The sequence below is a fragment of the Flavobacteriales bacterium genome (genome assembly GCA_020435415.1).
Lineage (GTDB): Bacteria > Bacteroidota > Bacteroidia > JACJYZ01 > JACJYZ01 > JACJYZ01.
This window is the reverse complement of sequence record JAGQZQ010000010.1, coordinates 35,964-58,986: the sequence shown is the minus strand read 5'-3', so window position 1 is coordinate 58,986 and position 23,023 is coordinate 35,964. Positions and strand designations below refer to the sequence as shown.

At 46.9% G+C, this 23,023-nt stretch carries 20 protein-coding genes; 8 read left to right on the top strand and 12 right to left on the bottom strand.

The window, feature by feature from the left end:
* On the top strand, positions 1 to 694 hold a 694-nt coding region (locus tag KDD36_03430), incomplete at its 5' end, for an amidohydrolase family protein (GenBank protein MCB0395677.1).
* Between the two features lie 142 nt (positions 695 to 836).
* Complete coding sequence (locus KDD36_03425; protein MCB0395676.1) at positions 837 to 3,218, top strand: tetratricopeptide repeat protein; 2,382 nt, start codon at positions 837 to 839, stop codon at positions 3,216 to 3,218.
* On the opposite strand, the gene KDD36_03420 is transcribed toward KDD36_03425, so the two are convergent.
* The 8 genes from KDD36_03420 to KDD36_03385 form a co-directional block, all read right to left on the bottom strand.
* The gene (locus KDD36_03420; GenBank protein ID MCB0395675.1) at positions 3,219 to 3,776 is read right to left on the bottom strand and encodes a DUF4468 domain-containing protein; all 558 of its coding nucleotides are present in this window, start codon (positions 3,774 to 3,776) and stop codon (positions 3,219 to 3,221) included.
* A gap of 26 nt (positions 3,777 to 3,802) precedes the next feature.
* A complete protein-coding gene (gene ispD / locus KDD36_03415) occupies positions 3,803 to 4,507 on the bottom strand; it encodes a 2-C-methyl-D-erythritol 4-phosphate cytidylyltransferase (protein ID MCB0395674.1) in 705 nt (234 codons plus the stop codon).
* A gap of 11 nt (positions 4,508 to 4,518) precedes the next feature.
* A complete protein-coding gene (gene queA, locus KDD36_03410) occupies positions 4,519 to 5,568 on the bottom strand; it encodes a tRNA preQ1(34) S-adenosylmethionine ribosyltransferase-isomerase QueA (GenBank protein ID MCB0395673.1) in 1,050 nt (349 codons plus the stop codon).
* A gap of 79 nt (positions 5,569 to 5,647) precedes the next feature.
* Complete coding sequence (truB, locus tag KDD36_03405) at positions 5,648 to 6,349, bottom strand: tRNA pseudouridine(55) synthase TruB (protein ID MCB0395672.1); 702 nt, start codon at positions 6,347 to 6,349, stop codon at positions 5,648 to 5,650.
* Positions 6,342 to 7,118 carry an undecaprenyl-diphosphate phosphatase gene (locus tag KDD36_03400; GenBank protein MCB0395671.1) on the bottom strand — a complete coding sequence of 259 codons (777 nt, stop codon included), beginning with the start codon at positions 7,116 to 7,118 and terminating at the stop codon, positions 6,342 to 6,344. Before KDD36_03400 ends, truB begins: the two co-directional genes overlap by 8 nt.
* Position 7,119: 1 nt before the next feature.
* A complete protein-coding gene (locus KDD36_03395) occupies positions 7,120 to 7,356 on the bottom strand; it encodes a DUF3098 domain-containing protein (protein MCB0395670.1) in 237 nt (78 codons plus the stop codon).
* A gap of 86 nt (positions 7,357 to 7,442) precedes the next feature.
* Complete coding sequence (locus tag KDD36_03390) at positions 7,443 to 8,321, bottom strand: permease-like cell division protein FtsX (GenBank protein MCB0395669.1); 879 nt, start codon at positions 8,319 to 8,321, stop codon at positions 7,443 to 7,445.
* A gap of 17 nt (positions 8,322 to 8,338) precedes the next feature.
* Positions 8,339 to 9,355 (bottom strand): OmpA family protein, encoded by a 1,017-nt coding sequence (locus tag KDD36_03385; protein ID MCB0395668.1) that lies wholly within the window; start codon positions 9,353 to 9,355, stop codon positions 8,339 to 8,341.
* Positions 9,356 to 9,521: 166 nt separating this feature from the next.
* Between KDD36_03385 and KDD36_03380 the strand changes: the two genes are divergently transcribed.
* Positions 9,522 to 10,247, top strand: a complete 726-nt coding sequence (locus KDD36_03380; GenBank protein ID MCB0395667.1) for a hypothetical protein — start codon at positions 9,522 to 9,524, stop codon at positions 10,245 to 10,247.
* A gap of 67 nt (positions 10,248 to 10,314) precedes the next feature.
* Here the strand turns inward: KDD36_03380 and KDD36_03375 are convergent, their stop codons facing one another.
* A complete protein-coding gene (locus KDD36_03375) occupies positions 10,315 to 12,084 on the bottom strand; it encodes an ABC transporter substrate-binding protein (GenBank protein MCB0395666.1) in 1,770 nt (589 codons plus the stop codon).
* Between the two features lie 201 nt (positions 12,085 to 12,285).
* Here KDD36_03375 and KDD36_03370 point away from each other — a divergent pair, with 201 nt between their 5' ends.
* Entirely contained in the window at positions 12,286 to 15,747 is a 3,462-nt protein-coding gene (locus KDD36_03370; protein ID MCB0395665.1) for a hypothetical protein, read from the top strand.
* Here KDD36_03370 and KDD36_03365 read toward each other — a convergent pair.
* On the bottom strand, positions 15,744 to 16,163 hold the full coding sequence (locus KDD36_03365; GenBank protein ID MCB0395664.1) for a BrxA/BrxB family bacilliredoxin: 420 nt from the start codon (positions 16,161 to 16,163) through the stop codon (positions 15,744 to 15,746). The genes KDD36_03370 and KDD36_03365 overlap by 4 nt on opposite strands.
* 135 nt (positions 16,164 to 16,298) lie before the next feature.
* Between KDD36_03365 and KDD36_03360 the strand changes: the two genes are divergently transcribed.
* Complete coding sequence (locus tag KDD36_03360) at positions 16,299 to 19,154, top strand: insulinase family protein (protein ID MCB0395663.1); 2,856 nt, start codon at positions 16,299 to 16,301, stop codon at positions 19,152 to 19,154.
* 78 nt (positions 19,155 to 19,232) lie between these two features.
* Here the strand turns inward: KDD36_03360 and KDD36_03355 are convergent, their stop codons facing one another.
* Positions 19,233 to 20,351 (bottom strand): hypothetical protein, encoded by a 1,119-nt coding sequence (locus KDD36_03355; protein MCB0395662.1) that lies wholly within the window; start codon positions 20,349 to 20,351, stop codon positions 19,233 to 19,235.
* A 163-nt stretch (positions 20,352 to 20,514) separates the two neighbouring features.
* Positions 20,515 to 20,892: a hypothetical protein gene (locus KDD36_03350; protein ID MCB0395661.1), complete on the bottom strand. Its 378-nt coding sequence runs from the start codon at positions 20,890 to 20,892 to the stop codon at positions 20,515 to 20,517.
* 172 nt (positions 20,893 to 21,064) lie between these two features.
* Between KDD36_03350 and KDD36_03345 the strand changes: the two genes are divergently transcribed.
* The 3 genes from KDD36_03345 to KDD36_03335 all read left to right on the top strand — a co-directional run bounded on the left by KDD36_03345 (position 21,065) and on the right by KDD36_03335 (position 22,983).
* Complete coding sequence (locus tag KDD36_03345; GenBank protein MCB0395660.1) at positions 21,065 to 21,691, top strand: superoxide dismutase; 627 nt, start codon at positions 21,065 to 21,067, stop codon at positions 21,689 to 21,691.
* A 135-nt stretch (positions 21,692 to 21,826) separates the two neighbouring features.
* On the top strand, positions 21,827 to 22,519 hold the full coding sequence (locus tag KDD36_03340) for an outer membrane beta-barrel protein (GenBank protein MCB0395659.1): 693 nt from the start codon (positions 21,827 to 21,829) through the stop codon (positions 22,517 to 22,519).
* Positions 22,520 to 22,590: 71 nt separating this feature from the next.
* Complete coding sequence (locus KDD36_03335; protein MCB0395658.1) at positions 22,591 to 22,983, top strand: hypothetical protein; 393 nt, start codon at positions 22,591 to 22,593, stop codon at positions 22,981 to 22,983.
* Positions 22,984 to 23,023 lie beyond the last annotated feature (40 nt).

Sequence of the window (23,023 nt, the reverse complement as noted above, 5' to 3'; positions counted from 1 at the left end):
TGACCTTGGTCTTGCCGGGAGTGTGAACCCCCATGCCCCATATACCGTATCGCCGGCCCTTCTTAAAAAGATAGGAAACTATGCCTATGAGACCGATGCCGTACTGACCCTTCATAATCAGGAATGTGTTCCTGAAAACCAGATGTTCGAAACCGGGAATGGGGAGATGATGGAAGTACTCATGCAACTGGGCATTGATATGTCTTCTTTTAAGCCAACGGGCTTTACCTCCATGCCATCCACCCTGGTTCATATGCCGAATTGCGTGCCTCTCCTGCTGGTACATAACTCTGTGAGTACAGAGAAAGATATTCGGTGGGCTTTGGATTATCATTCACAGCTTACCTGGTGCTTGTGTCCGAAGGCCAATCTGTATATTGAGGACAGGTTGCCGGATGTAACAATGTTGCGCCAACATGATCTCAGATTGGTCATAGGTACAGATGGTCTCACCTCCAACGACCGCTTATCCATTCTGGATGAGATGCAGACCATTCACAGTCATTTCCCGGAGGTTACTTTCCCGGAAATGCTGTCGTGGTCTACCATTAACGGTGCCCGTTTTTTAGGTATATCCAACCGCTTCGGAAGCATCGAAAAAGGCAAAGCCCCGGGATTGAATCTAATTTCAGGTTTGGACGTACAAAACGTGAAGCTGAAACCAGGGGTAAGTTTGCAAACCCTCCGCCCCTGATTTGTTGATGTGCCGGAGGTCATTCGTTCGAGAATTTTCAAGTACCAGATAGCATAGGAAGATTCAAAACCCTATCCACGCCGGACTAAGAAAACCGACTTGCACGCGAACCGGCAAAGCTTCGGAGGATAAAATGTACGAGGTGAACAAGCATTGGATCATAGGTATGGCTTTTCTGCTCTCGCTGTCTGCCTATGCAGACCGCGATCGGGTGGATAGTTTGCTGAACCTGCTTCCGTCAGTGGAAGATTCGGTCCGTATTGATGTGCTTGAGAAACTGATAGTCGCTCATGAAGACATGAGCAATGACAGTGTTGTCCTTTTCGGGCAGCAGATGCTGGACTACGCCCGTACCAAAAGAAATGTAAGTGGAACGGCACGGGCCATGCTCTACCTGGGGAAGGCTTACCATGGCAAAGGCCTGGATGATGAAGCCCTGGTATTTCTATATAAGGCCCGCGACATGTTCGATGCCAGCAAAGATCAAAGAGGACTTGGTCTTGCATACACCTTTATCGGAGCCATTCAGGAAAATCAAGGCCGGCATGATAAGGCACTCGGATACTACTTTAAAGCGCTGAAAATCTTTGAGGATACCGATGACCTGGATGGAAAAGCCAATGTGTTCAACAACATGGGTAACCTTCACCAGAAGCAGTACAACTACCGGGAAGCCCTGAAATTTTATACCCGGTCCATGGATATGTATAAAAAACTCGGGAAGCGCGATAAGGTAGCTGCACTGCTTAATAATGCCGCCACGGCGCATAACAGTTTGAATGAGGTGGATAAGGCCATGGAGTTGAACTTTGAGGCCCTAAGAACCTATGAAAGGACGGAGAATGTCAGGGGTATCGGAACAGTGGCCAACAACATCGGAGTGATATACTGCCAGAAGGGTTTGTACAGGGATGCCATGAAATATTTTAAGCAGGCGCTCGGTATGGCCAGGAAGGTAGGCGATCAGAACCTGATCGCAGGGGCGCTTTGCAATATGGGTGAAGCTCAGATATACCTGGGCAACTACATTGCGTCCATGCAGTATTTTGATGAAGGTATTGAACTGAACAAACGGTTGAGGAATGAGAACCAACTCGTGGGTGCCTATGAAGGCCTGACGTTGCTTTATGAAGAAACGGGGCAGGTGGACAAAGCATTGGAGACCTACAAAAAAGCGGCTGCGATCAAAGAGCGATTGCTGGATGATGAGAGATCCCGTACCATGGCGGAATTGCAGGCCAATTACGAAAGTGAGCAGAAGGAGAAGGAAATCGCATACCAGATGCTGGTCATCGACAAACAAAAGTCTGAGAACCGGTTTCTTACCGTGTTGATGTTGCTTGCAGCCATGTTACTCCTGGCGGTGATCTACGGTTATTTCCGGATCAGGAAGAACAGCCGCGAACTGGAGAAACTTTCCATCGTGGCAAGTAAAACTCATAACGGGGTTATGATCTATGACAAGGAAGGTAAGGTTGAATACATCAACGATGGCTTTGTCAGTTTGAGCGGATACAGTGTTGACGAGATTATAAAGGAGAAGGGTTCAACGATTCAGAAGATCAGTTCCAATCCCGACATCGAACATGTGCTGGAAAAGGTACTCACATCCAAGATCCCATTGTCCTATGTGGCGATGACCAAAGCCAAAGACGGCAGAAAACTTTGGATCAGCACGACATTATCACCTGTGTTCAATGAGAAAGGCGAAGTGCAGAAGATCGTAGCCATAGACACTGATTTTACGGAGAGTAAAAGAAAGTCAGAAGAGATTGAGAAAAGCATTGCCTACGCAAAAAAAATCCAGGAAGCCATTCTTCCCATGCGGAATCAGATTGCACTGGCCTTCCCGGAATCGTTTATCCTTTACCGGCCCAAGGCAGTGGTCAGTGGTGATTTTTACTGGTACGCGGAGAAGAATGGGTACAAGTACATCGCCGTGGCGGATTGCACAGGACATGGTGTGCCCGGGGCATTCATGTCGGTTTTGGGAAGCAACGCGATGAATCAGATCATCCGGAGAGAGGAATTTGACGACCCGGCCACTATCCTGAATGCGCTTCACAGGGCCATAAGAAAATCACTCAAGCAAGATATTGAAGGATCTGAGTCCAGGGAGGGAATGGATATTTCCCTCTGCCGTGTTGACCAGGCGAACGGGACGCTGTTGTATGCCGGGGCCAACCGGCCATTATTTCTCACAAGAAAAGGAAAGTTGCATGAAACAGCGCCGGATAAATTTCCCATTGGAGGTTATCAGTCAGAGACCGAACGGCGGTTTACGCAACATGAGATCAGATATGAGAAAGGAGATATGATCTACCTCTTTACCGACGGATATCCCGACCAGTTCGGGGGACCGAAGGGAAAGAAGTTCATGAATAAGCGTTTCCGTGAACTGGTGCTCAGTATGAACGGGTCTTTACCTGATGTTCAGCGAAAAGCTGTTGAGGACAGGTTTCTTGACTGGAAAGGTTCGGAAGAGCAGATCGATGATATCCTGGTGATCGGAATCCGACTTTGATCAACCGGCCATATGTGATTCCAGGTCTGCGATGAGTTCCTTCAGGAATGTATCCGTTTGTTCCAGAAAATCCACATACTCCGATTTGTAGTACTGACCATCCTTATCAAACCATTTCTCGATTCCATAATAAGAAGCCTGCTTCCAATTGATCTTCTCGATGCGGTAGCTGTAACCATTTTCCTTGCATGTTACGCTGATATCGTATACCACCAGGCCGGCATTGTCTTTCGTGCCTGTTTTGGGATTTAAGCTCTTGATCTGGAAACGTGCCACACCGCTGATAAGACCTTTTTCTTCGTCCCTTTCACGAAATACACTGGTTGGGTTTTTATAGTATCCGTTAAACCAGGCAAGGCACTTCTTATATAAATCCGCTTGACTTCCAGTGGCTGCCTGTTCTCCTTTATACACGATGAGATCATTCTCTCTTGGCATCTCCGGTGCCTCTTTTTCAGGCTCGCTGTCTTTGTCTTTTTTCTTTTGTGCAGATGCCGGCATGGTTGCCAGACAAAGGCCGATAAAAACAAACAGACAGGCAAAAAAGTTCTTTTTCATAGGGCTCGTTTTTGTTGCATTCCAAGTTAGCCATTTTTTTCATAGAAGCCAGGCGCGATTCCTTCGGCCCTTAACAAATCTTCAGGCAGGGTGATCTTGATATTTGCGGCATCCCCGGCCACCGTATGTATAGCATGCCCGCAGGACTCCATAAGGGAAGCGTCATCGGCAAAGCGGCCGGATCCGTTTTGCTCATATGCTTCCAGGAGTTCCTGTCTACGGAAAATCTGCGGTGTTTGTACACTTATGAACCTGTCCCTGTCAACCGCCTTGCTGGTATGATCTCCGGTGCGCTCTCTCAGGCTGTCGGTTATGGGTAGAACCGGGATGGCATTTCCGTGTTGATGACTTTGTTGAAGCAGCCGTTGAAACAACTCGCCGGAAACAAAGGGCCTCACACCATCGTGGATGGCAACGAACTTATCATTTCCTTCTAATCCTTTCAAACCGTAATGCACAGATGCCTGTCTTTCAGCTCCTCCTTCGAATACCTGATGGGGAATGCGGCAACCAAACTTCTGGCAGATACCAGACCATTGTTCGATGAACGTCTTGGGAAGGACCAGTCCGATCGCAGCATCAGGTGCACATGCATGCAGATTCTCAAGGGTATGCAAAAGGATAGGCTTCCCTGCAAAAAGCATGAATTGTTTGGGAATATCCGAACCCATCCGGCTACCGGAACCACCGGCAACAATCAGTATAGAAATATCCATGGTTTCTTGTCCCATGGGTCTGGGGCTTAAAGAATGAGCATCGCGTCGCCGTAGGAAAAGAACTTATACTTCTCCTTTATGGCGATTTTGTATGCTTCCATGGCCAGGTCATAGCCTGCAAATGCGGAAACCATCATTAACAATGTTGATTCCGGCATATGGAAATTCGTGATCATGCAATTTGCAATGCTAAAGTCGTAGGGAGGAAAAATAAATTTATTTGTCCAGCCTTTGTATGGTTTCAATTCACCCGCTGTTGACACGGATGTTTCAATGGCCCTCATGGTGGTGGTACCCACTGCACAAACACGACGTTTGCTCTTCTTGGCCGCATTCACAATATCGCAACAGGGTTGTTCAATGATGATCTCTTCAGAGTCCATCTTATGTTTTGTGAGGTCTTCCACTTCCACGGGACGGAAACTGCCCAGTCCAACGTGAAGTGTAAGTTCTGCGAAATTCACGCCTTTCAGCTCGAGGCGTTTTAAAAGCTCACGGCTGAAGTGAAGGCCTGCAGTTGGCGCGGCAACCGCACCTTCATTTTTGGCATATACCGTTTGGTAACGCTCTTTATCGGCAGACTCCACCTTCCGTTTGATGTATTTTGGAAGAGGTGTTTCACCAAGTGATAGCACAGTTTCTTTGAACTCTTCGTACGAGCCATCAAATAAAAAGCGAAGGGTACGTCCCCTTGAGGTCGTATTATCAATCACTTCCGCAACGAGTACATCATCATCGCCGAAGTACAGTTTGTTGCCGATGCGGATCTTTCTCGCCGGATCCACCAGCACATCCCAAAGGCGGCTCTCCCGGTTCAGTTCTCTCAACAGGAATACTTCGATCTTGGCGCCGGTCTTTTCCTTGTTGCCATAAAGTCTGGCTGGGAAAACCCGCGTATTGTTAAGGATCATCACGTCCTGGTCATCGAAGTATTCAATGATATCCTTGAATTTGCGATGTGTTATGCTGCCGTCTTCCCGGTTAACGACCATGAGTTTGGACTCATCTCTTGTTTTTGCCGGATGAAGTGCCACCTGTTCGGGGGGCAGTTTGAACTTGAATTGGGATAGTTTCATATATGCGAACGTCTTCGGACCCCAAAAATCTTGGGGGGTGCAAATATATTAAATTTTGCAGGCATTCATTGATTTAAGCCTATTTTTTAGTTAAGGGATCGGCATACGTTGAAAGTTGCCTGATCAAATCATCCGGTGACATGGCATTTTCAAGCCGGAAGTCACCAATTCTTGTACGGGTCAGTGTTTCAAGGTACCCGCCGCAACCGAGTTGGTTTCCAAGGTCCCTGGCCAGAGACCTGATGTACGTGCCCTTGCCGCAAACTACTCTGAAATAGACCATTGGCAGGCTTACTGATACGATCTCAAACCGCATCACCTCCACATCGTTTCCTTCGAGATTCACTTCCTTCCCCTTCCGGGCAAGGTCGTAGGCCCTTTTCCCATTTACCTTTTTGGCGGAGAAGACAGGCGGCACCTGTTTGTAACCACCTTCAAAGTAGTGTGCAGCCTCCACGATCATTTCATGGTTGATGCCTTCCAGCGGATAAGTCTTACTGATCTCGGTTTCTTTGTCACAGGAAGGCCTTTCGGCGCCCAGACAGATCGTCCCGGTATACTCTTTTTCCGCGCCCTGGATGGATGATATTTCTTTGGTCTTTTTCCCGGTACATAGAATCAGCAGGCCTTCGGCCAGTGGATCCAGGGTTCCGGCATGTCCCACCTTGGCGCCCAGGTGTCTGCGAAGCTTCTTGATCACATCAAAGGAAGTCCACTCCAAGGGTTTATGGATCAGGAGGATCTCTCCTTCCTCGAATTTGTATGGTCTTAGTTTATCCAAAAAGGATCGCTGCGGTTCCTGCAACAAGGCAGTATATGGCAAACCAGGTGAGTTTCCCTTGTCTTACAATCCGGATCATCCAGTGACAGGCAATCAGACCAGATGCAAAGGCTGCGACAAATCCCACCATCAGGGGAACTGCCGACGTGTTCCCGCCAAATTCGCCGTCCATGATGCTTTTAACGTTTGCACCTAAGATCGGGACCAGCACCATTAGAAAAGAGAAACGGGTGGCTTCTTCTTTACTTATACCCAACATAAGTGCCGTAGCAATGGTGGATCCTGATCTGGAAATACCGGGCATGACAGCGACCGCCTGAGAAACGCCAATGACAAAGGCACGCGGCAGATTCAAAGGTTTTCCTTCCCGGCCAAGATATCTTGTCAGAAGAAGCAGGAATGCGGTGATCAACAGCATTCCTCCCACCAGTGGGACATTTCCCAGGGCCACGGATTCCAGCTCATCTTTAAAGAACAATCCCACGATTCCAACCGGGACCATGGAAATGGCCAGGTAAGTGATGTATTTGGTTTCTTCGGTGAATGGTATGCGAATGCCTTGGGTAATCAGACGTATGATATCCTTGCGGAAGTATACCAATGTGCTAAGTACGGTGGCACCATGAACGACAATAGTGAAGGTCAGATCTTCCTGGTATTTGATACCAAGCAGTGCTTTGCCGATTTCGATGTGGCCGCTGCTGCTGATGGGAAGAAATTCCGTTAGACCCTGGATCAGGCCCAGGAGTAAGGCCTGAAGAACCGACATATCAGGAGCGGTTTTTTTTCATGATAGCGAAAATACCCATCACATATCCTGCCAGTACAATCAGAGGAGCAACACTGATCCGCCTGGTACTGAAGATGTCCTCACTGAACGAATGCAGATCGTCGGTTCCGCCACCTGCCATCAGGATAAAACCCAGAATTACCACCGCGATGCTGATAAGAAGCAGGCGGTAATTCGTTGATGTAAAGGCGAAGGAGGATTTTGCTTTGTCTTCCATAACTGTCTTAATTCGATGCAAACATAGTGAATCCGAAAATACATACCATGTTAAGACCTGTTAACAAGTGTTGTTATCTCATGACTTTAGTAGAGATCGTCGGCTTTCAGCCTCAGGAACCTGCGTACAGAGAAAAATGTTGATATCCATGATATGCTGATACCAATAAATACGATGCCTCCGAACAAAGGCAACAACAGGTCCGGTTCGGCAATGGTAAACACCTCAGGATATTCTGCCCGGAGGTAAAACAATATGGAAAGTAAAAGCACTACGGCGATCAGGGAAGCGAAGATGCCCTGTATTACCCCATTGGCCAGAAACGGTCTGCGTATAAAGCCCTGAGTAGCACCAACAAGTTGCATGCTCCTTATCAGGAAACGCCTTGAATAGATTGCCAGTCTGATGGTGTTGTTGATGAGTGCCACCGCGACGAGTAAAAGCAGACCGGAGAATGACAGCATGATCACGCTGATCTTCCTCAGGTTGCTGTTCACTGCTTCGATCAGGTTTTCTTCTTTCACCAGTTCATCGATCATCTTATTTTCCATGACATGTGCGGTGATCCAGGTCAGGCTATCATTGTTTGCGTAGTTGGCATGTACAAAAACATCAATAGAAGGAAGCAATGGGTTTTTTCCGATGAATGAAATAAAATCTTCACCCAACTCCTCCTCCATGATATGGGCAGCCTCTTCCTTGCTTACATAATTGGTATGGCGAACATAATTTTCCGCCTCAAGAGATTTTTGAAACTGGAGAATCTCCACCTCTTTTGTGGATTCCTTGAAAAACACCGTAAATCCGATATTTTCCTTTACGTAATCAGATATCTGCTGGCCCTGAAGGATAATGAGTCCGAGAGAACCCAGAACAAAAAGAACAAGGGCCATACTTACCACAGTGGAAAGATAGGATGACCGCCAGCCTTTCGGTGTCCGTGCTGCTTTTCTTTTTTTCGTCATGCTTTTTCAGGCTCTTGTCAATTCGTGTTGAGAATCTCGAAGAGTTCGTCTAGTTTGGGGGTCAGGATAATTTCAGTACGCCTGTTTTTCTGCCGTGCTTCCTTGGTATCTGCCGGGTCAATGGGTACGTATTCACCTCTTCCGGCGGCCGTCAACCTTTTTGGATCCACGCCCCGGTTTTCGGTGATGATCTTTACAATCGCTGTGGCCCTCATAACGCTGAGGTCCCAGTTGTCCTTGACTTGTCCACTACCTTTCAAAGGCACATTGTCTGTATGCCCTTCGATCAATACGTTGATATCTTTGTTGTCCGCCAGTACCTGGGCCAGTTTACCCAACGCATCCTGTCCTTTTGTATCTACCTTATAGCTGCCTGAGGCAAACAGCAGACTTTCCTCAAGAGAAACGTAAACCTTTCCATTCTTTTGCTGGATGGTGAGACCTTTGTTCTCAAAACCCAACAAAGCTTCGGTTACCTTCTTTTTCAAATCAGCAACGGCTGCTTCCTTTTTGTCCAGAATGTCCTGGAGCTCTGCAACCTTTGCTTCCCTGTCCTTCAATTCGCCACTCAGCTTTTCCAGGTTTTGTTTTTTGGTATTCAGTTCCCTTTCGAGTGACTTAAGGGCATCTTCCTTGGACTGAAGAGAGGTTTGGGTAGACTGAAGTTCACGCATCAGTTTTTCGGTTTCATACCGGTTGCCGGCCAGCATTTCCTTGTTTTTGTCCAGCAGAAGCTCATATGTTTCATTCAGTTTGTCATAGTTCACAGTCATTTGTCTCAGTGACTTTCCAAGTACCGTGGTATCGGAAGAGAGCCCGTCTATTTGCTTTTTGATATCCGAAAGGGAAGCTTCCAATTCTGTAGATTTTACGGTGAGTTCCTCATTCCTGGACTTAAGTAATGCATTGTCTGCCTCACAGCGCTCCTGCTTTGCCTTGATCTCTTCGAATTTCCTTGCAGGAACACAAGCCTGAAAGAAGGATAGTACTGAGGCAATTGTACATATATAAGCGATCCGGTGAATATTTTTCATGTAAGATGGGTTTGAGATCATCATTGGGGTGTCTAAAATCCGTTCCGGCAAATTTGCATTTTTTTCCTGACAATACCGGATTACAGCTCAACGGAATGTCAGTTATGAGCATGAACGGGAAACATAGGCCCGGTAGCATACGTTAAATGAGAAACATCCTTGTGTTATGAAAAAACTCAATAAAGATTGGATCACGGAGAAGTGGATTGATTTTGAGTATAAAAAATACCTGCTGCTGGCATATTTACAGGAGGTTAGCTCACATTTCGATGCCGTTAAACTGTACCCGGTTCTGGCCGAGCTGATTGAACATCACAGAAACCTGGTGGAACTGAAGGAACAAACCCAGCAAATGAATGAGTCCTTTCCAAAAAAGCTGAAAAGCTTTTCCAGTGAAAAAATGACATTGATGTACGAGCGGTTGATCCAGGATGATGATCTGATCAGGGAGATTGAAGAGATCATCGGGTATTCGTTGCCCAGGTTTGAATACTATCTTGATGAAGGAAAAAAGATATATGAATTTATAGAGTCCCATATGCACATTTCTCCGGTGGGTGTCACACCCTTGTATCCTTATGAAGGTTATTTCATCCTCGACGGTACGTCTGTATCCGGTTGCAGGGTTTTTGAATACAAAATGACACTTATCGAGGAGCCGGAGGGAAAATACAGGGCGGTGCATACCCGTTTTCTGACAGAGTATAAGCGGTCCCTGAACCATACGTTTGAAGGGATCAAAGAGGATTTGATACGTCATAGGCATGAGTTGCCGAATCCAGCTACATATGCGATCGAATCGGAACTAAGCATTCCGGAGAATGAAACATTCCTTCCGATGGCCAAAAGATTGCTGGTCCGATATATTTACAAGGAAACAGGGATGGCCTGAACACAGACATGGACATAAAAAAACCAGCTGTACGTACAGCTGGTTTTTTTATGTCCGGTCAACGGAATTATTTTTTCGCAGTCTTCTTATTTGAATCCGCGGACATATCGAAATATACATCCGTGAGCTTCCGGTACTCCATCGGGTTGATGGGGAAGTTCTTCACATATGGTTGCAGAAGACGGTAATTTTCTTCGTAGTAGATGATCATGACTACTGCATCATCCATGACCTGCTGGTCTGCTTTCTGGTAAAGCGCGTACCGTTCTTTATCGTCTACGGTATGCAGTGCAGCATTGAAGAGACTGTCAAATCTTGCGCTCCTGTAGCGGAAGGTATTCAGGAGGGATTTTTCCTCCATGCTGTTAGGTACGTGTGCGCTTGAGAACAGTGTCAGGAAGCTTTCCGGTTCAGGGAAGTCGGACAACCATCCACCACGCCAGAAGCGGGCTTTCCCGGATTCCACATTCTCCAGGTGCTGGGCAAATGGCATCACATTCATCTCAACATTGATTCCGAGATTATCAACGAGCATGTTTTGCACAACCTCAGCCACCTGTATGTTTCTTGCACCTCCGCTATTGAGTTGTAAAGTAACGGGTGGAAAACCCCTTCCTTCCGGATACCCCGCCTCGGCCAGGAGTTGCTTTGCCTTTTCCGGGTTGTATTCATAACCCCGAATGCCCTCTGAATTGTATGCTTTGGCAGAGTTGGTGCCACGGTCAAAGATGGGAGGTACGAATCCGTAATTTCCCGGGATACCCTCACCTCTCAAGGTGTAGTTTATGATCTTTTTGCGGTCGATCGCATAGCTGAATGCCTTCCGTACCCTGATATCATTAAACACCTTATCTGTTTGAAGGAATCCATAGTATTGTGTACCCATGGCAGGACTGATCTGAAGGTCATACCCCAGATTGCCTTTGGCGTTCTCCAGGTCCTCCAGAATCTCATCAATCATCTCTACGGGAAGCTTGAACACCATGTCAAGATTTTGCTTCTTGAATTCCAGAAATTCGGATTTCTTTTCCTTCACAAAAGTGAATTTCACCGCGTCGAGATATGGCAATGCATTTCCATGTTTGTCCTTGCCCCAGTATTTGTCATTTCTTTCAAGGATAACGGCATCCCCTTCTTTGACCTGTTTCACTTTAAACGGGCCGGTGCCCACGCATTTTATGCGCATTTCATCACCGTACTTTTCAAGCGCTTCTTTCGGGAATACCCAGGTATACGGGGTGGTCAGAAGGTTCAGGAATCCGCCGTAAGTATCTACAAGTTCAATTTGAAGGGTATAATCGTCTACCGCTTTCACACCGGTAACGCCTTCTGCCAAAGGTGAACCGTCTACAGTTGACTGATAATAGGCATTGGCACCTTTTACCCTGTCGCGGAATACCCAGAAACCTGCATTCATAGGATCGGCAGTACACAGCCGTGTAAAGCTATATACAAAGTCTTTGGCTGTGACTTCCCTGCCTTTGCCTTCCGGAAAACAAGGGTCGTCATGGAACATCACCCCTTTGCGAATATGGAAGGTATAGGTGTTGGTAGAATCGTTTACCTCCCAGCTTTCAGCTACTCCGGTAGTCAGGCTGAGGTCGTTCTGATTGAACAGGATCAATCCCTCATAAACCTGGTTAGCGATGCGATGAGAAACAATCTCATAAACGTTCAGTGGAAAGAGATTACGAAAATCTTCCTCCTCGTTGATGCGGAATACTCCGCCGTAGTTTACACCACCTTTGGCGGATTGTTGTTCCTGTTCAGGTCCAGGATCCCCGCATCCGGCCAGTGCGGCCATGGTGACTAAATACAAGAAGGCAATTCTTTTCATATTCTTCGCATGTTTGTAACAGAAATCTTACACGATGATCAAGGTACAAATATAAAAATATATCAACACTACCAAACTTACATAGGGTATACCTGTACGTACTTTTTTACCCGTATACAAAAGTCATTGGCCTTTCCTGTCCCGGGTGGAAATGAATTGACGTTAAAGCCGTTATCTTAGCATCGTAACCTGCACATACATTTGAACAGGAAGTATAAGATCTTATGCCTGACGGTTGTGGGCACAGTAACCACTACACTGGCGCAGGATGTGGATGAAAAACGGGTTTTCATTCCCGCATCTGCACTGACCGATACTGTGCGTGTAGATACGTTGAGCCTGATCCCTGGCTCGGTTCACCTGTTCGTTTCCGGAACACCTGTAGATAGCAACGTTTACCAGCATGATGATGCCAGAGGACGGATTTTTCTGAACCCCGTGTGGCGTGAGGGTTTGAATAAGAATGATACCCTGCTGATCCGTTACCGAACGCTGCCATACCTGATTTCCGAAAGAGCCCAAAACAAGGTCCCTGAGCAATGGATTCAACATAGCCCGGAAGTGTCCAACCCGTTCACCTATAAACCCTCAATAAAGAACCCAACCCAGGATCTTTTCGGTTTTTCATCACTGTCCAGGTCTGGTAACCTTACCCGCGGAATCATGATCGGAAATAATCAGGACCTATCGGTCAATTCCAGTATGGACCTGCAGTTCTCTGGTAAACTGAACGATCAGATGGAAGTGCGGGCGGCCATTTCGGATGATAACATACCGATTCAACCGGACGGCAACACAGCAGCCATCCAGGATTTTGATCAGGTGTACATCGAATTAAGCAGCCACGACAGCAAGCTTATCGCCGGTGATTTTCAGTTGATCTCACCACAGAGCCATTGGCTGCATTTTAACAAAAGGAACCAGGGACTTGGCTATGAAACGGCTTTCAACATGGCGGATAGTCAGCGGGTCTCTGTGTCTGCAAATGTTGCAGTTTCCAAGGGGAAATTTGCAAGACAGATTGTTCCGGGTCAGGAGGGAAATCAGGGACCATACCGGCTCAGGGGGGCGGAAAATGAAACCTACATAGTAGTGTTGGCAGGTACGGAAAGGGTTTACCTGAATGGAATGTTGCTGGAACGGGGCCAGGAAAATGACTATGTGATCAACTACAATACAGCGGAGGTAACCTTTACTGCTCGTCGTATGATCACCAAGGATTCCCGCCTGGTGTTCGAATTTCAGTATACCGACCGTAATTATGCCCGTTCTATGATCTTTGCAAGAACGGGCTGGCAAGGCAGAACCTCTGACTTCCAGGTGTCTGTCTATTCAGAACAGGATAACAAGAATCAACCGCTTCAGCAGGATCTGTCCCAGGGTGACAAACAATTGCTGTCTGATGCGGGAGATGATCCTACAAAGGCTGTTCGCCCGGCCGTGGATTCCGTTGGTTTTGGTGATTCGGAAGTGCGGTATGTCAAAATAGATTCTGCAGGTTATACCGTCTATGTTTATTCAACCGATCCCACCAAGGCTGTATACCGGCTTGCTTTCACTTATGTTGGTACCGGAAAGGGAAACTATAAACAGATCAAGAGTGCAGCGAACGGTCGGGTGTTTCAATGGGTGATGCCACAGGCCGGAATTCCGCAGGGAGATTATGAACCGGTGCGTCAACTGATCGCTCCGAAGAACCGGCGGATGGTCACGGCACGTTGGGCAGAGCAACTCTCCAGGCGTTCTTCATTTACAGCAGAAGGCGCATGGTCCGAACAGGATCAGAACCTGTTCTCTTCGCTGGACTCCCACGATGATCACGGTCCGGCCATATCCCTTTCCTGGGATCGCAGAATGCCGAATGATACCTCCCGACAATGGAGAACATCGCATGCCCTGAGTTATGAATTTCAGCATCGTTATTTCAAACCTGTTGAACGCATCAGAACAGTGGAATTCGAGCGGGACTGGAACTTGTCCGCATTAACGGATACCACATCGCAGCATTTCGGAGGATTTTTGTGGCAAGCACAGTATAAGAAGCAACTTGAGATATCCTGGGATATCCGTACCCTTCTCCGGGATACGGTTTACAAAGGAATAAGGAATGCATGTACACTCCGGTGGGCACCATCCAGGTGGCGTGCAAATGCAAAGGTGAGTCTGCTGAATGCCAATGGTTCTGACATTCGTTCCGGGTTTTTAAGATATGATACCGGACTTGAACGTTTGTGGGGTCAGATCCGTCTGGGGGTATTGGTTGAAGGCGAGAACAATACGTTGCTTCAAACCAAAGGAGATTCACTGATTGCCCCGTCCGCCTCATGGAATGCCTGGCAGGTATATCTTGCCAGCAGGGATTCTACCAGGCTAGGGTATAAATTATACTATGGTGAACGTAATGATGATCAGCCCACCGGCAGGAATCTCATCCAGGCTTTCCATGCGCAACAGGCCGGATTGGACCTTTCCGTGATCATGGCACCTGGCCACCGGTTTCGGGGTAGTGTGGCATGGCGTTCACTTGAAGTTATCGATACGACCTTAACGGATATCAAACCGGAGGAAGTGCTTAATATCCGGCTGGAACACCGATACCAAGCCAAGGCCGGTTGGTTACGCTCTTCTTTGTTTTATGAATCTTCCAGTGGCCTGGAGCTGAAAAAAGAATTCATTTACCTGGAGGTACCTTCCGGGCAGGGAAATTTTTCCTGGACCGATTACAACGGAAATGGGGTGAAGGAACTTGATGAGTTTGAAGTGGCCCTGTTTCCAGATCAGGCCCGGTATATCCGTGTGTTTACACCAACACAGGAATATGTAAAGGTGTATAACCAGCAATTCAGCCATGCGGTGTTTATTCAACCTACCAGTCGCAAACAGGAGCCTTCGGCACTCAGGCGTCTGGCAGACCGGTTTTCCAATCAATTCTCTTATCGGTTGCAGAGAAAGACCGGGGAACAAGCTACACTCGACCTGTTCAATTATACGAAGGAACTGAACGGTTTGGTAAGTGTGAATGCCGGATTGCGGAATACGGTATCGTTTAACAGGAATAAGGGCAAAGTCGGGGTAGATATGCAGTGGCTCGATGCCTTTAACCGAACGCTGCTGATCAACGGTCCTGAATGGACACGTAACCGTACATGGCAAACAACCGGCCGGTGGACCATGAGTAAGGTATTTACTTTCCAACTGATGCGGGGATACGGAAACAAAGTGAGCCGCTCCGAATTTTTTGTGAAACGCAATTACCTGATACGGTCAGAGGAGACGGAAGGCAAATTCACCTACCAGCCGAACCCTTCGAACCGGTGGTCTGTGATCATGAACCTTGGACATAAACAGAACGCCGTGGAATACGGTGATGAGGAAGCATTCAAGAAGGAAGGTGCCGTGGAAGCTTCCATTAATGTACCGGATAAGGGAAGCGTCATGTCCAGGATAAGCTACGTGTTCTTTGAGTACAACGGCGAGCAGAACAGTCCCCTGGGTTTTGAGATGCTTTCAGGACTGCGAACAGGCCGTAACTTCACCTGGTCACTCGGCTGGCAGCGGAATCTTGCAAAGAACCTGCAACTGGAATTACAATATAGCGGTCGCAAGCCCGGAGCGTTGAAAACCATTCACACCGGAAGTGCACAGGTAAGAGCGTTCTTCTAAGCCTTACAAAATTCCTGGAATGCTCCGCTTAGATTTTCGGCGATCATTTCAGCCGTCCTGCCTTCAATATGGTGCCGTTCAATGAAGTGCACCAATTTGCCGTCCTTGAACAAGGCCACGGAAGGCGAAGACGGAGGATATGGCATCATGTAGCTGCGTGCCTTGGCGGTGGCTTCCTGATCCTGACCGGCAAAAACTGTGGTCAGCTTGTCCGGTTTGATGCCTCCGGTTAGTGCCATCTTTACACCGGGGCGGGCCATGCCGGCTGCGCAACCGCAAACGGAATTCACCACAACCAATACCGTCCCCGCTGTGTTCGACAATACTTCATCCACTTCATTCGCTGTCCTGAGTTCAACAAATCCTACTTCTGTCAGGTCCTGGCGCATAGGCGCTACCAATTCTTCTGGGTACATGCGATTTTCTTTTAATAGGTTTGCAGCAAAATTAATAAAATCTTGTCTGTTAGGGGGCGGAATCATATATTTACCGCCCTCTCCACGTTGATCGACCATAATACCAGTTATCTTAAACCAAAGTAATCTTTGATTATGAACACTATTCTGAAAAAATCCCTGCAGGCATCCATCGCCCTTGCTGCCTTGCTGTCCGTAACTGCTGTGAATGGCCAGCAGGCAGGGCCCAGGCTCATAGAGAAAGTTGAGAAAAAGGGAAGCGAAATCATCATTCCCTATGAAAAATATCAATTGAGTAACGGACTTACCCTGCTGATCCACGAAGATCATTCTGATCCGGTGGTGCATGTGGATGTGACCTACCATGTGGGTTCGTCCAGGGAAGATGTCGGTAAATCCGGCTTCGCTCACTTTTTCGAACATATGATGTTCCAGGGGTCCGACAACGTGGCGGATGATGAGCATTTTAAGATCGTGACCGAGTCAGGTGGAACCATGAACGGTACCACCAACCAGGACCGTACCAATTACTTCGAGACCGTCCCGAGCAATCAGCTGGAAACCATGCTGTGGCTTGAGGCCGACAGGATGGGGTATTTCCTGGATGCGGTCACCAAAGAAAAGTTTGAAATCCAAAGAGAGACCGTTAAAAACGAACGCGGACAGAATTATGATAACCGTCCGTATGGTCTCGTTTCCGAAAAAATGGGTGAGGCCATGTATCCCTATGGTCACGGATATTCATGGACAACCATCGGTTACATCGAAGACCTGAACAGGGCGAATCTGGATGATCTTAAAAAATTCTTCCTTCGCTGGTACGGACCTAACAATGCCACCCTTACCGTTGCAGGCGACTTTAACAGCAAGGACGTATTGGCCATGGTACAGAAATATTTCGGGCCTATTCCTTCCGGACCATCCATTCCGGCGGTAAAGAAGGACAAGATATCACTCGATAACAACCGGTACATCTCTTATGTGGATAAGATCAGGTTCCCATTGCTGGTGATGGCCATGCCTACCGTTCCGAACCGCCACGAGGACGAAGCGCCACTGGATATGCTTTCCGATATCCTTGGCGGCGGAAAGACTTCGATCTTCTACCAGAACTTTGTGAAATCCCAAAAAGCCCGCTATGCGAGTGTAAGCCATCCCTGTACAGAGCTGGCAGGAGAATTCACGTTTATGGTTTACGCTTATCCTGGTACTTCACTGAAGGATATGGAACAACTGGCACGTGAGTCGGTTCTCGAATTTGAAACCAGGGGAGTGAATGATGAGGATATCAAGAAGTTCATCGCAAACTACGAATCACAAACCATCAACTCCCTGACCAGTGTTAGCGGTAAAGCTTCAACCCTGGCATCCTATCAGACCTTCACCGGAAACCCGAACTACATTTCGAAGGATCTGGAACGCTACAGAAAGGTGACCAAGGAAGATGTGATGAGGGTTTACAATCAGTACATCAAGGGAAAGCCGGCGGTGATCCTGAGTGTGATCCCCGAAGGGCAGGAAGATATGATAGCTGCTGCGGACAATTTTAAACGACCTACCTCGGGCGATGCACCGAATCATGATGCGGATTACAAAGACCTGGTGTACAACAAAGGGAAAGATACTTTCGATCGTTCGGTGCGCCCGGCCGCCGGTCCGAACCCGGTGATCAAGGTACCTGATTTCTGGACAGAAAATTTTGAAAATGGTATCCGGGTGATCGGCGCTGCCAACAATGAAGTCCCCGTGGTATCCGTGCAGATATCCATTCCTGCAGGTCACCGGATGGAAAGCGTGGATAAAGCAGGCGTATCTCAAATGATGGCTTCCATGCTGCACGAAGCAACCACCAAGAGTTCTTCGGAAGAGATCACCAGAAAGCTGGATTTGCTTGGTAGCTCGGTAAACATCGGTAGCAGCGATGAATACCTCACAGTGAATGTGCTATCTCTGAAGAAGAACCTCAAGGCGACCATGGACATCGCCCGGGAAATGCTGATGAGTCCGAAATTTGATGAAGCAGACTTTGACCGGATCAAGAAACAGCAATTGGAGGCGGTAAAAAGCCGCGGAACAAGTGCCACTACCATTGCCAACAACGTGTATGATAAATTGCTGTATCGCTCCGGTGTGATGTCAGTACCAGCCAGCGGAACAGAGCAGTCACTCGAATCCATGACGCTGGCGGATGTAAAAGCATTCTACGATAAAGTAGTGGCTCCCGATCATGCGATGGTGGTGGTTGTTGGAGATGTGGATAAAGCAACGGCCCTTGGCCAATTGACTTTCTTAAAAGAGCAGAAGAAGAAAGGCGTGGTTGTGCCTAAAGAATCAGATATTCCTGTTATCGACAAAACAAGAATCTATCTGGTGGATAAAGAAGGTGCTCCTCAGTCAGAGATCAGGATCGGTTACCTGGCCATGCCTTATGATGCGCTGGGAGAACGCTATCGCAGCTTTATCATGGCCTATCCACTCGGAGGTGCGTTTAACAGCCGGATCAACATGAACCTGCGGGAAGATAAAGGATATACCTACGGCGCCCGGGGATACTTCGGAGGTTCAAAATATGTAGGTCCTTTTACTGCATCTGCAGCCGTGCGTGCGGATGCCACGGCGGCTTCGGTGAAGGAATTCATGATGGAGATTTCCAATTATGCCCAGAACGGCGTAACGGAACAGGAGCTGAACTTCACAAAAATGTCCATTGGCCAAAGCGATGCAAGGGCATACGAGACCCCTTCCCAGAAGGCATCCTTCCTTCGCAGGATTCTGGAATACAAGTTGGACAAGGATTTTGTAGCCAAGCAGAACGAGATTCTTCAAAAGATGTCTAAAAGTGACATTGATGCCCTCGCCAAAAAACACCTTCCGTATGACAAACTCGTGATTGTTGTGGTAGGTGATAAGAAAAGCAACATGGAGGCTTTGAAGGAACTGGGATACCAGATCGAAGAACTGGATATCGACGGTAATCCTGCCATGGAATAAGGCAGGAATCCAAAAGTCATAAAATACAAAGGCCGGAGAGGTAACTCTCCGGCCTTTTTTATGGGTGCATATCCGGTGTCAGATCTGCTTTACATAGCAGCGCCTGCTCTTATGTTGTATGTGATCGTAGTTCTTCCAGTTTGAGATCACGTTCTGGTTTGTATCGAATATTCCTGTGGTTTCCATGGTGTTGATGCCTGCCTTGAGCATTTCGTTCTGCAATTCACTGATCAGGATCACCGCCACTCCCGATGATTGGTGTTCCTGCTTGACACCGGTGAGCAACATATCGATCACATCGGGTTTTTTCAGTGCCTTGAGTACGTGCAGAAATCCAAATGGGAACAGCTTGCCTTTTGCCTTTTGCATGGCCCTGGATAGTGAGGGAAGTCCCACAAAGAATCCCACAACCTCATCATCCTTCTTCACGATCTTGATATACCTCGGATTCAGAACGCCGAAATATTTCTGAGTATACAATGCGATCATATCGTCATTGAGCGGTGTCACGTATGGCAGGAACTGGAATGCATCGTTGAATACGCTGAAGATTTGCTTGCCGTAGGCGGTGAGTTCCTTTTTCGACTTGAAGTTCACCAACTCGAACCCATATCTTTTTTTCACGATTTCCCCGCCGCGTATGCCCTTCTTAACAGCAACTTCGCTAAGAGTGAGGCGAAACTCAACCCAGTCATTTTCCTTTTCAAAACCAAGCTGTTCGAAATGCTCCTGATAGTAGGGAAGATGGTACACCGATGCGATGGAAGGCAGGTGATCAAATCCTTCAATCAGCAATCCCTGGGTATCCAGATTGGTAAATCCCAGGGGGCCATGGATGAGTTCCATGCCTTCGCTGCGGAAATAGTCTTCGCAGGCCCGGACCAATGCGGTGCTTACCTCCTTGTCGTCAATAAATTCAATACGGTTGATTCTACCATACTTCTTCCCGGTTTTTTCATTGTACAGGCGATTGATGATGGCGCCGGCCCTTCCCACACATTCACCGTTACGAAGGGCTATGAAGAATTTGGCATCACAGAATGCGAATGCCGGATTGCGTTTCGGATCCAGGGCTTTGCGTTCATCTGCCTTGATCGGGGGTACCCAAAAGGCGTTGTCCTTGTATAACTGGTAAGGGAACTCTGAAAATGTACGTATGTCCTTTGCAGAAGTAACCGGTTTGATCTCAATAGCCATGCACAGTGCCGGATTATGAATTAGGCGATAAAAGTAACCAATGTAGTTGCTTGGTCAAATCCGTTCATAAAAGAACAGAAAAATTGAAGGGGTGATCGCTCAGTTATGAGAAAAAAAAAAGGGCCATCTGATCGGATAGCCCCTTTTCTAGCATTGTTGGGAATTAGCCTTCCTGGCCTTCTTCCATAGACTCGCCGCCTTCCATGCTTTCTCCTTCGTTCTGGGGAGCAGCTTCACCTTCACCGGCTGCATCAGCAGCAGGAGCGGTTTCTTGTTCCACCATCTCACCAGCTTCTTGCATTGTAGCGTCCTGAGCTTCAGTAGCATCGCCATTGTTCATGGCTTCACCACCGTGCTCTTCAGTACCGTTTTCTTCAGCACCTTCTTCTTTATGACCGCCATCACCGCAAGCCATGAAGCCGAACATAGCGGCAGACATTAGTAGTAAATAAACCTTTTTCATGGTAACACCTGTTTTAGAATGAATAACAACTTTTAAGGTCAATCCACCACAAATGTAACCAAATTTGGCTTGTGTCAAAATTTTCGGACTTTTTTTCAGGTAGTTATAGGCCTTACGTTAAGCTATTTCCGGGTAAAGAAATGTCCTGGATGATGACAAGATGACGGACATTATCCGTGCAAATGATAAGGGAAATGTGTAAGTTCGTTGGCAGAACATGTTTGAACTATACAATCATAAATTTTAAGTTATGGCTTTTACACTACCTTCATTGCCTTATGCATTTGATGCATTAGAGCCTCATATTGACGCCCGTACCATGGAAATTCACCATGGCAAACATCACAACGGTTATACCACCAATCTGAATGCGGCTATTCAGGGAACACCATTGGAAAACAGCAGTATCGAAGAGATTCTGGCGGGCGTTTCCAAGCATTCTCCTGCGATCCGCAACAACGGTGGCGGATTCTACAATCACTGCCTTTTCTGGGAGGTGATGTCGCCGAAGGGTGGCGGTAATCCGGACGGAGAAATCGGTTCAGCCATCAATAATGCATTCGGTTCTTTTGACAATTTCAAAGAGAAATTTTCCAATGCCGCTGCAACCCGTTTCGGTTCGGGCTGGGCCTGGCTGGTGGTTTCCGGCGGCAAGCTCGAAGTTTGTTCTACCGCAAATCAGGATAATCCACTTATGGACATTGCCGAAGTGAAAGGTGCTCCTATCCTTGGAATTGATGTATGGGAGCATGCATACTACCTGAATTATCAGAACCGTCGTCCGGATTACATCCAGGCATTCTGGAATGTGATCAACTGGGACGAGGTTAACAAACGCCTGCAAACCGTGGATCAGACGTTGGCCGCCGCAAAGTAGACATTGAAATGATTGAATAAAAAAAGCCGGGTAATATTATCCGGCTTTTTTTGTTGGTTGAAATCCATAACCTTTTATCCATACTTATCGTTTGATGCACTATCATTATGTTATTTCGCATGTACGTGAATGCATATGCCTGATATTAAAGTATGTTTGTATCAGAAATTAAGGATTCAGACTAATTTAGTTACACCAAATTCAAATAAGATGATCTCAAAAAAGAACCTTCGTCGCGTAATTGCCAGCAGTGGAATGATGTGTATCATGTCGCTTTCATTTGGACAAGCTTTTGAAACAGGCAATAGTAATATCCAAATTGGTTATGGATTCGGTAATTTTGTTCAAGCTATTTTCAAAACCTATGAAACAACTTATGATGAGTTTAAATTCAAAGGAACCGGTCCGTTATTCTTTAAATATGAATATGCGGTTAATGATAAAATCGGTATTGGACTGAATGTAGCTTATATTGGGGCTGAAGTTTCATATACGGATAAGGATCATATCACCTCCAATGGAGAGTTTTACAAAGAAACCATCAAGTGGAGTAATATCAGCGCATTGGCACGAATGAACCTTCACTTTGGAGACAATGACAAGTTTGATCCTTACTGGGGCTTTGGATTAGGCTATCGCACAGGTAACACCACGTATGATGATAATGACCCGGACTATGATAATTCTGCCAGCCTTAAGTCATATATCCCGTTCGGATTTGAGACCACGTTGGGTGCAAGGTATTTTTTCAGTGATAATTTCGGTTTATATGCTGAGACAGGTCTTGCCAAGGCTGTATTTCAGGTTGGTCTGGATATCAAATTCTAGTATCATCAGAAACTTTATTAAGGGACCTTTCAGGTCCCTTTTTTATTTTTGGGGAACTCAAATGAGCACGCATGTCTAAATATTCAATGATCCGAAGGCTTTTGCCTTTCATGGTTCTTTTGTTTGCTGTCCATAGCTATGGACAGATACCAGCCGGTGAACAGATGAAGAAGGAATACCTTTTGGTGAAAGCGGAGTACAGGATTAAAGGTGATAATGTGGTATGTAAACTTTTCGTAGGCTTTGGTGAACATTTCCCAAATAGTATGAAGGGTGTACTTGAGAATGGTGAAAATGGAACGGTTAAGCTTTTGCTACCGGGTGGAAAGGTAACGGTGATCACGGAAGATGTGGATATCCTGAACTATCTTGCTAACCAGGGATGGACGCTACAGTCAGCATTGCCGGTTAAAGTAGGAGATCGTGATGAAACCCAGTATATTTTTTACAAGAAAAGTAAGTAGCCAAAGAATCATTGTTCTCTATACCATGGTCAGAATCATG

Excerpts from the sequence above, each read along its gene's own strand:
- KDD36_03420 (MCB0395675.1), bottom strand. The coding sequence starts at position 3,776 with ATGAAAAAGAACTTTTTTGCCTGTCTGTTTGTTTTTATCGGCCTTTGT.
- ispD (MCB0395674.1), bottom strand. The coding sequence starts at position 4,507 with ATGGGACAAGAAACCATGGATATTTCTATACTGATTGTTGCCGGTGGT.
- queA (MCB0395673.1), bottom strand. The coding sequence starts at position 5,568 with ATGAAACTATCCCAATTCAAGTTCAAACTGCCCCCCGAACAGGTGGCA.
- KDD36_03400 (MCB0395671.1), bottom strand. The coding sequence starts at position 7,118 with ATGTCGGTTCTTCAGGCCTTACTCCTGGGCCTGATCCAGGGTCTAACG.
- KDD36_03395 (MCB0395670.1), bottom strand. The coding sequence starts at position 7,356 with ATGGAAGACAAAGCAAAATCCTCCTTCGCCTTTACATCAACGAATTAC.
- KDD36_03390 (MCB0395669.1), bottom strand. The coding sequence starts at position 8,321 with ATGACGAAAAAAAGAAAAGCAGCACGGACACCGAAAGGCTGGCGGTCA.
- KDD36_03385 (MCB0395668.1), bottom strand. The coding sequence starts at position 9,355 with ATGAAAAATATTCACCGGATCGCTTATATATGTACAATTGCCTCAGTA.
- KDD36_03380 (MCB0395667.1), top strand. The coding sequence starts at position 9,522 with ATGAAAAAACTCAATAAAGATTGGATCACGGAGAAGTGGATTGATTTT.
- KDD36_03375 (MCB0395666.1), bottom strand. The coding sequence starts at position 12,084 with ATGAAAAGAATTGCCTTCTTGTATTTAGTCACCATGGCCGCACTGGCC.
- KDD36_03365 (MCB0395664.1), bottom strand. The coding sequence starts at position 16,163 with ATGTACCCAGAAGAATTGGTAGCGCCTATGCGCCAGGACCTGACAGAA.
- KDD36_03360 (MCB0395663.1), top strand. The coding sequence starts at position 16,299 with ATGAACACTATTCTGAAAAAATCCCTGCAGGCATCCATCGCCCTTGCT.
- KDD36_03355 (MCB0395662.1), bottom strand. The coding sequence starts at position 20,351 with ATGGCTATTGAGATCAAACCGGTTACTTCTGCAAAGGACATACGTACA.
- KDD36_03345 (MCB0395660.1), top strand. The coding sequence starts at position 21,065 with ATGGCTTTTACACTACCTTCATTGCCTTATGCATTTGATGCATTAGAG.
- KDD36_03340 (MCB0395659.1), top strand. The coding sequence starts at position 21,827 with ATGCCTGATATTAAAGTATGTTTGTATCAGAAATTAAGGATTCAGACT.
- KDD36_03335 (MCB0395658.1), top strand. The coding sequence starts at position 22,591 with ATGTCTAAATATTCAATGATCCGAAGGCTTTTGCCTTTCATGGTTCTT.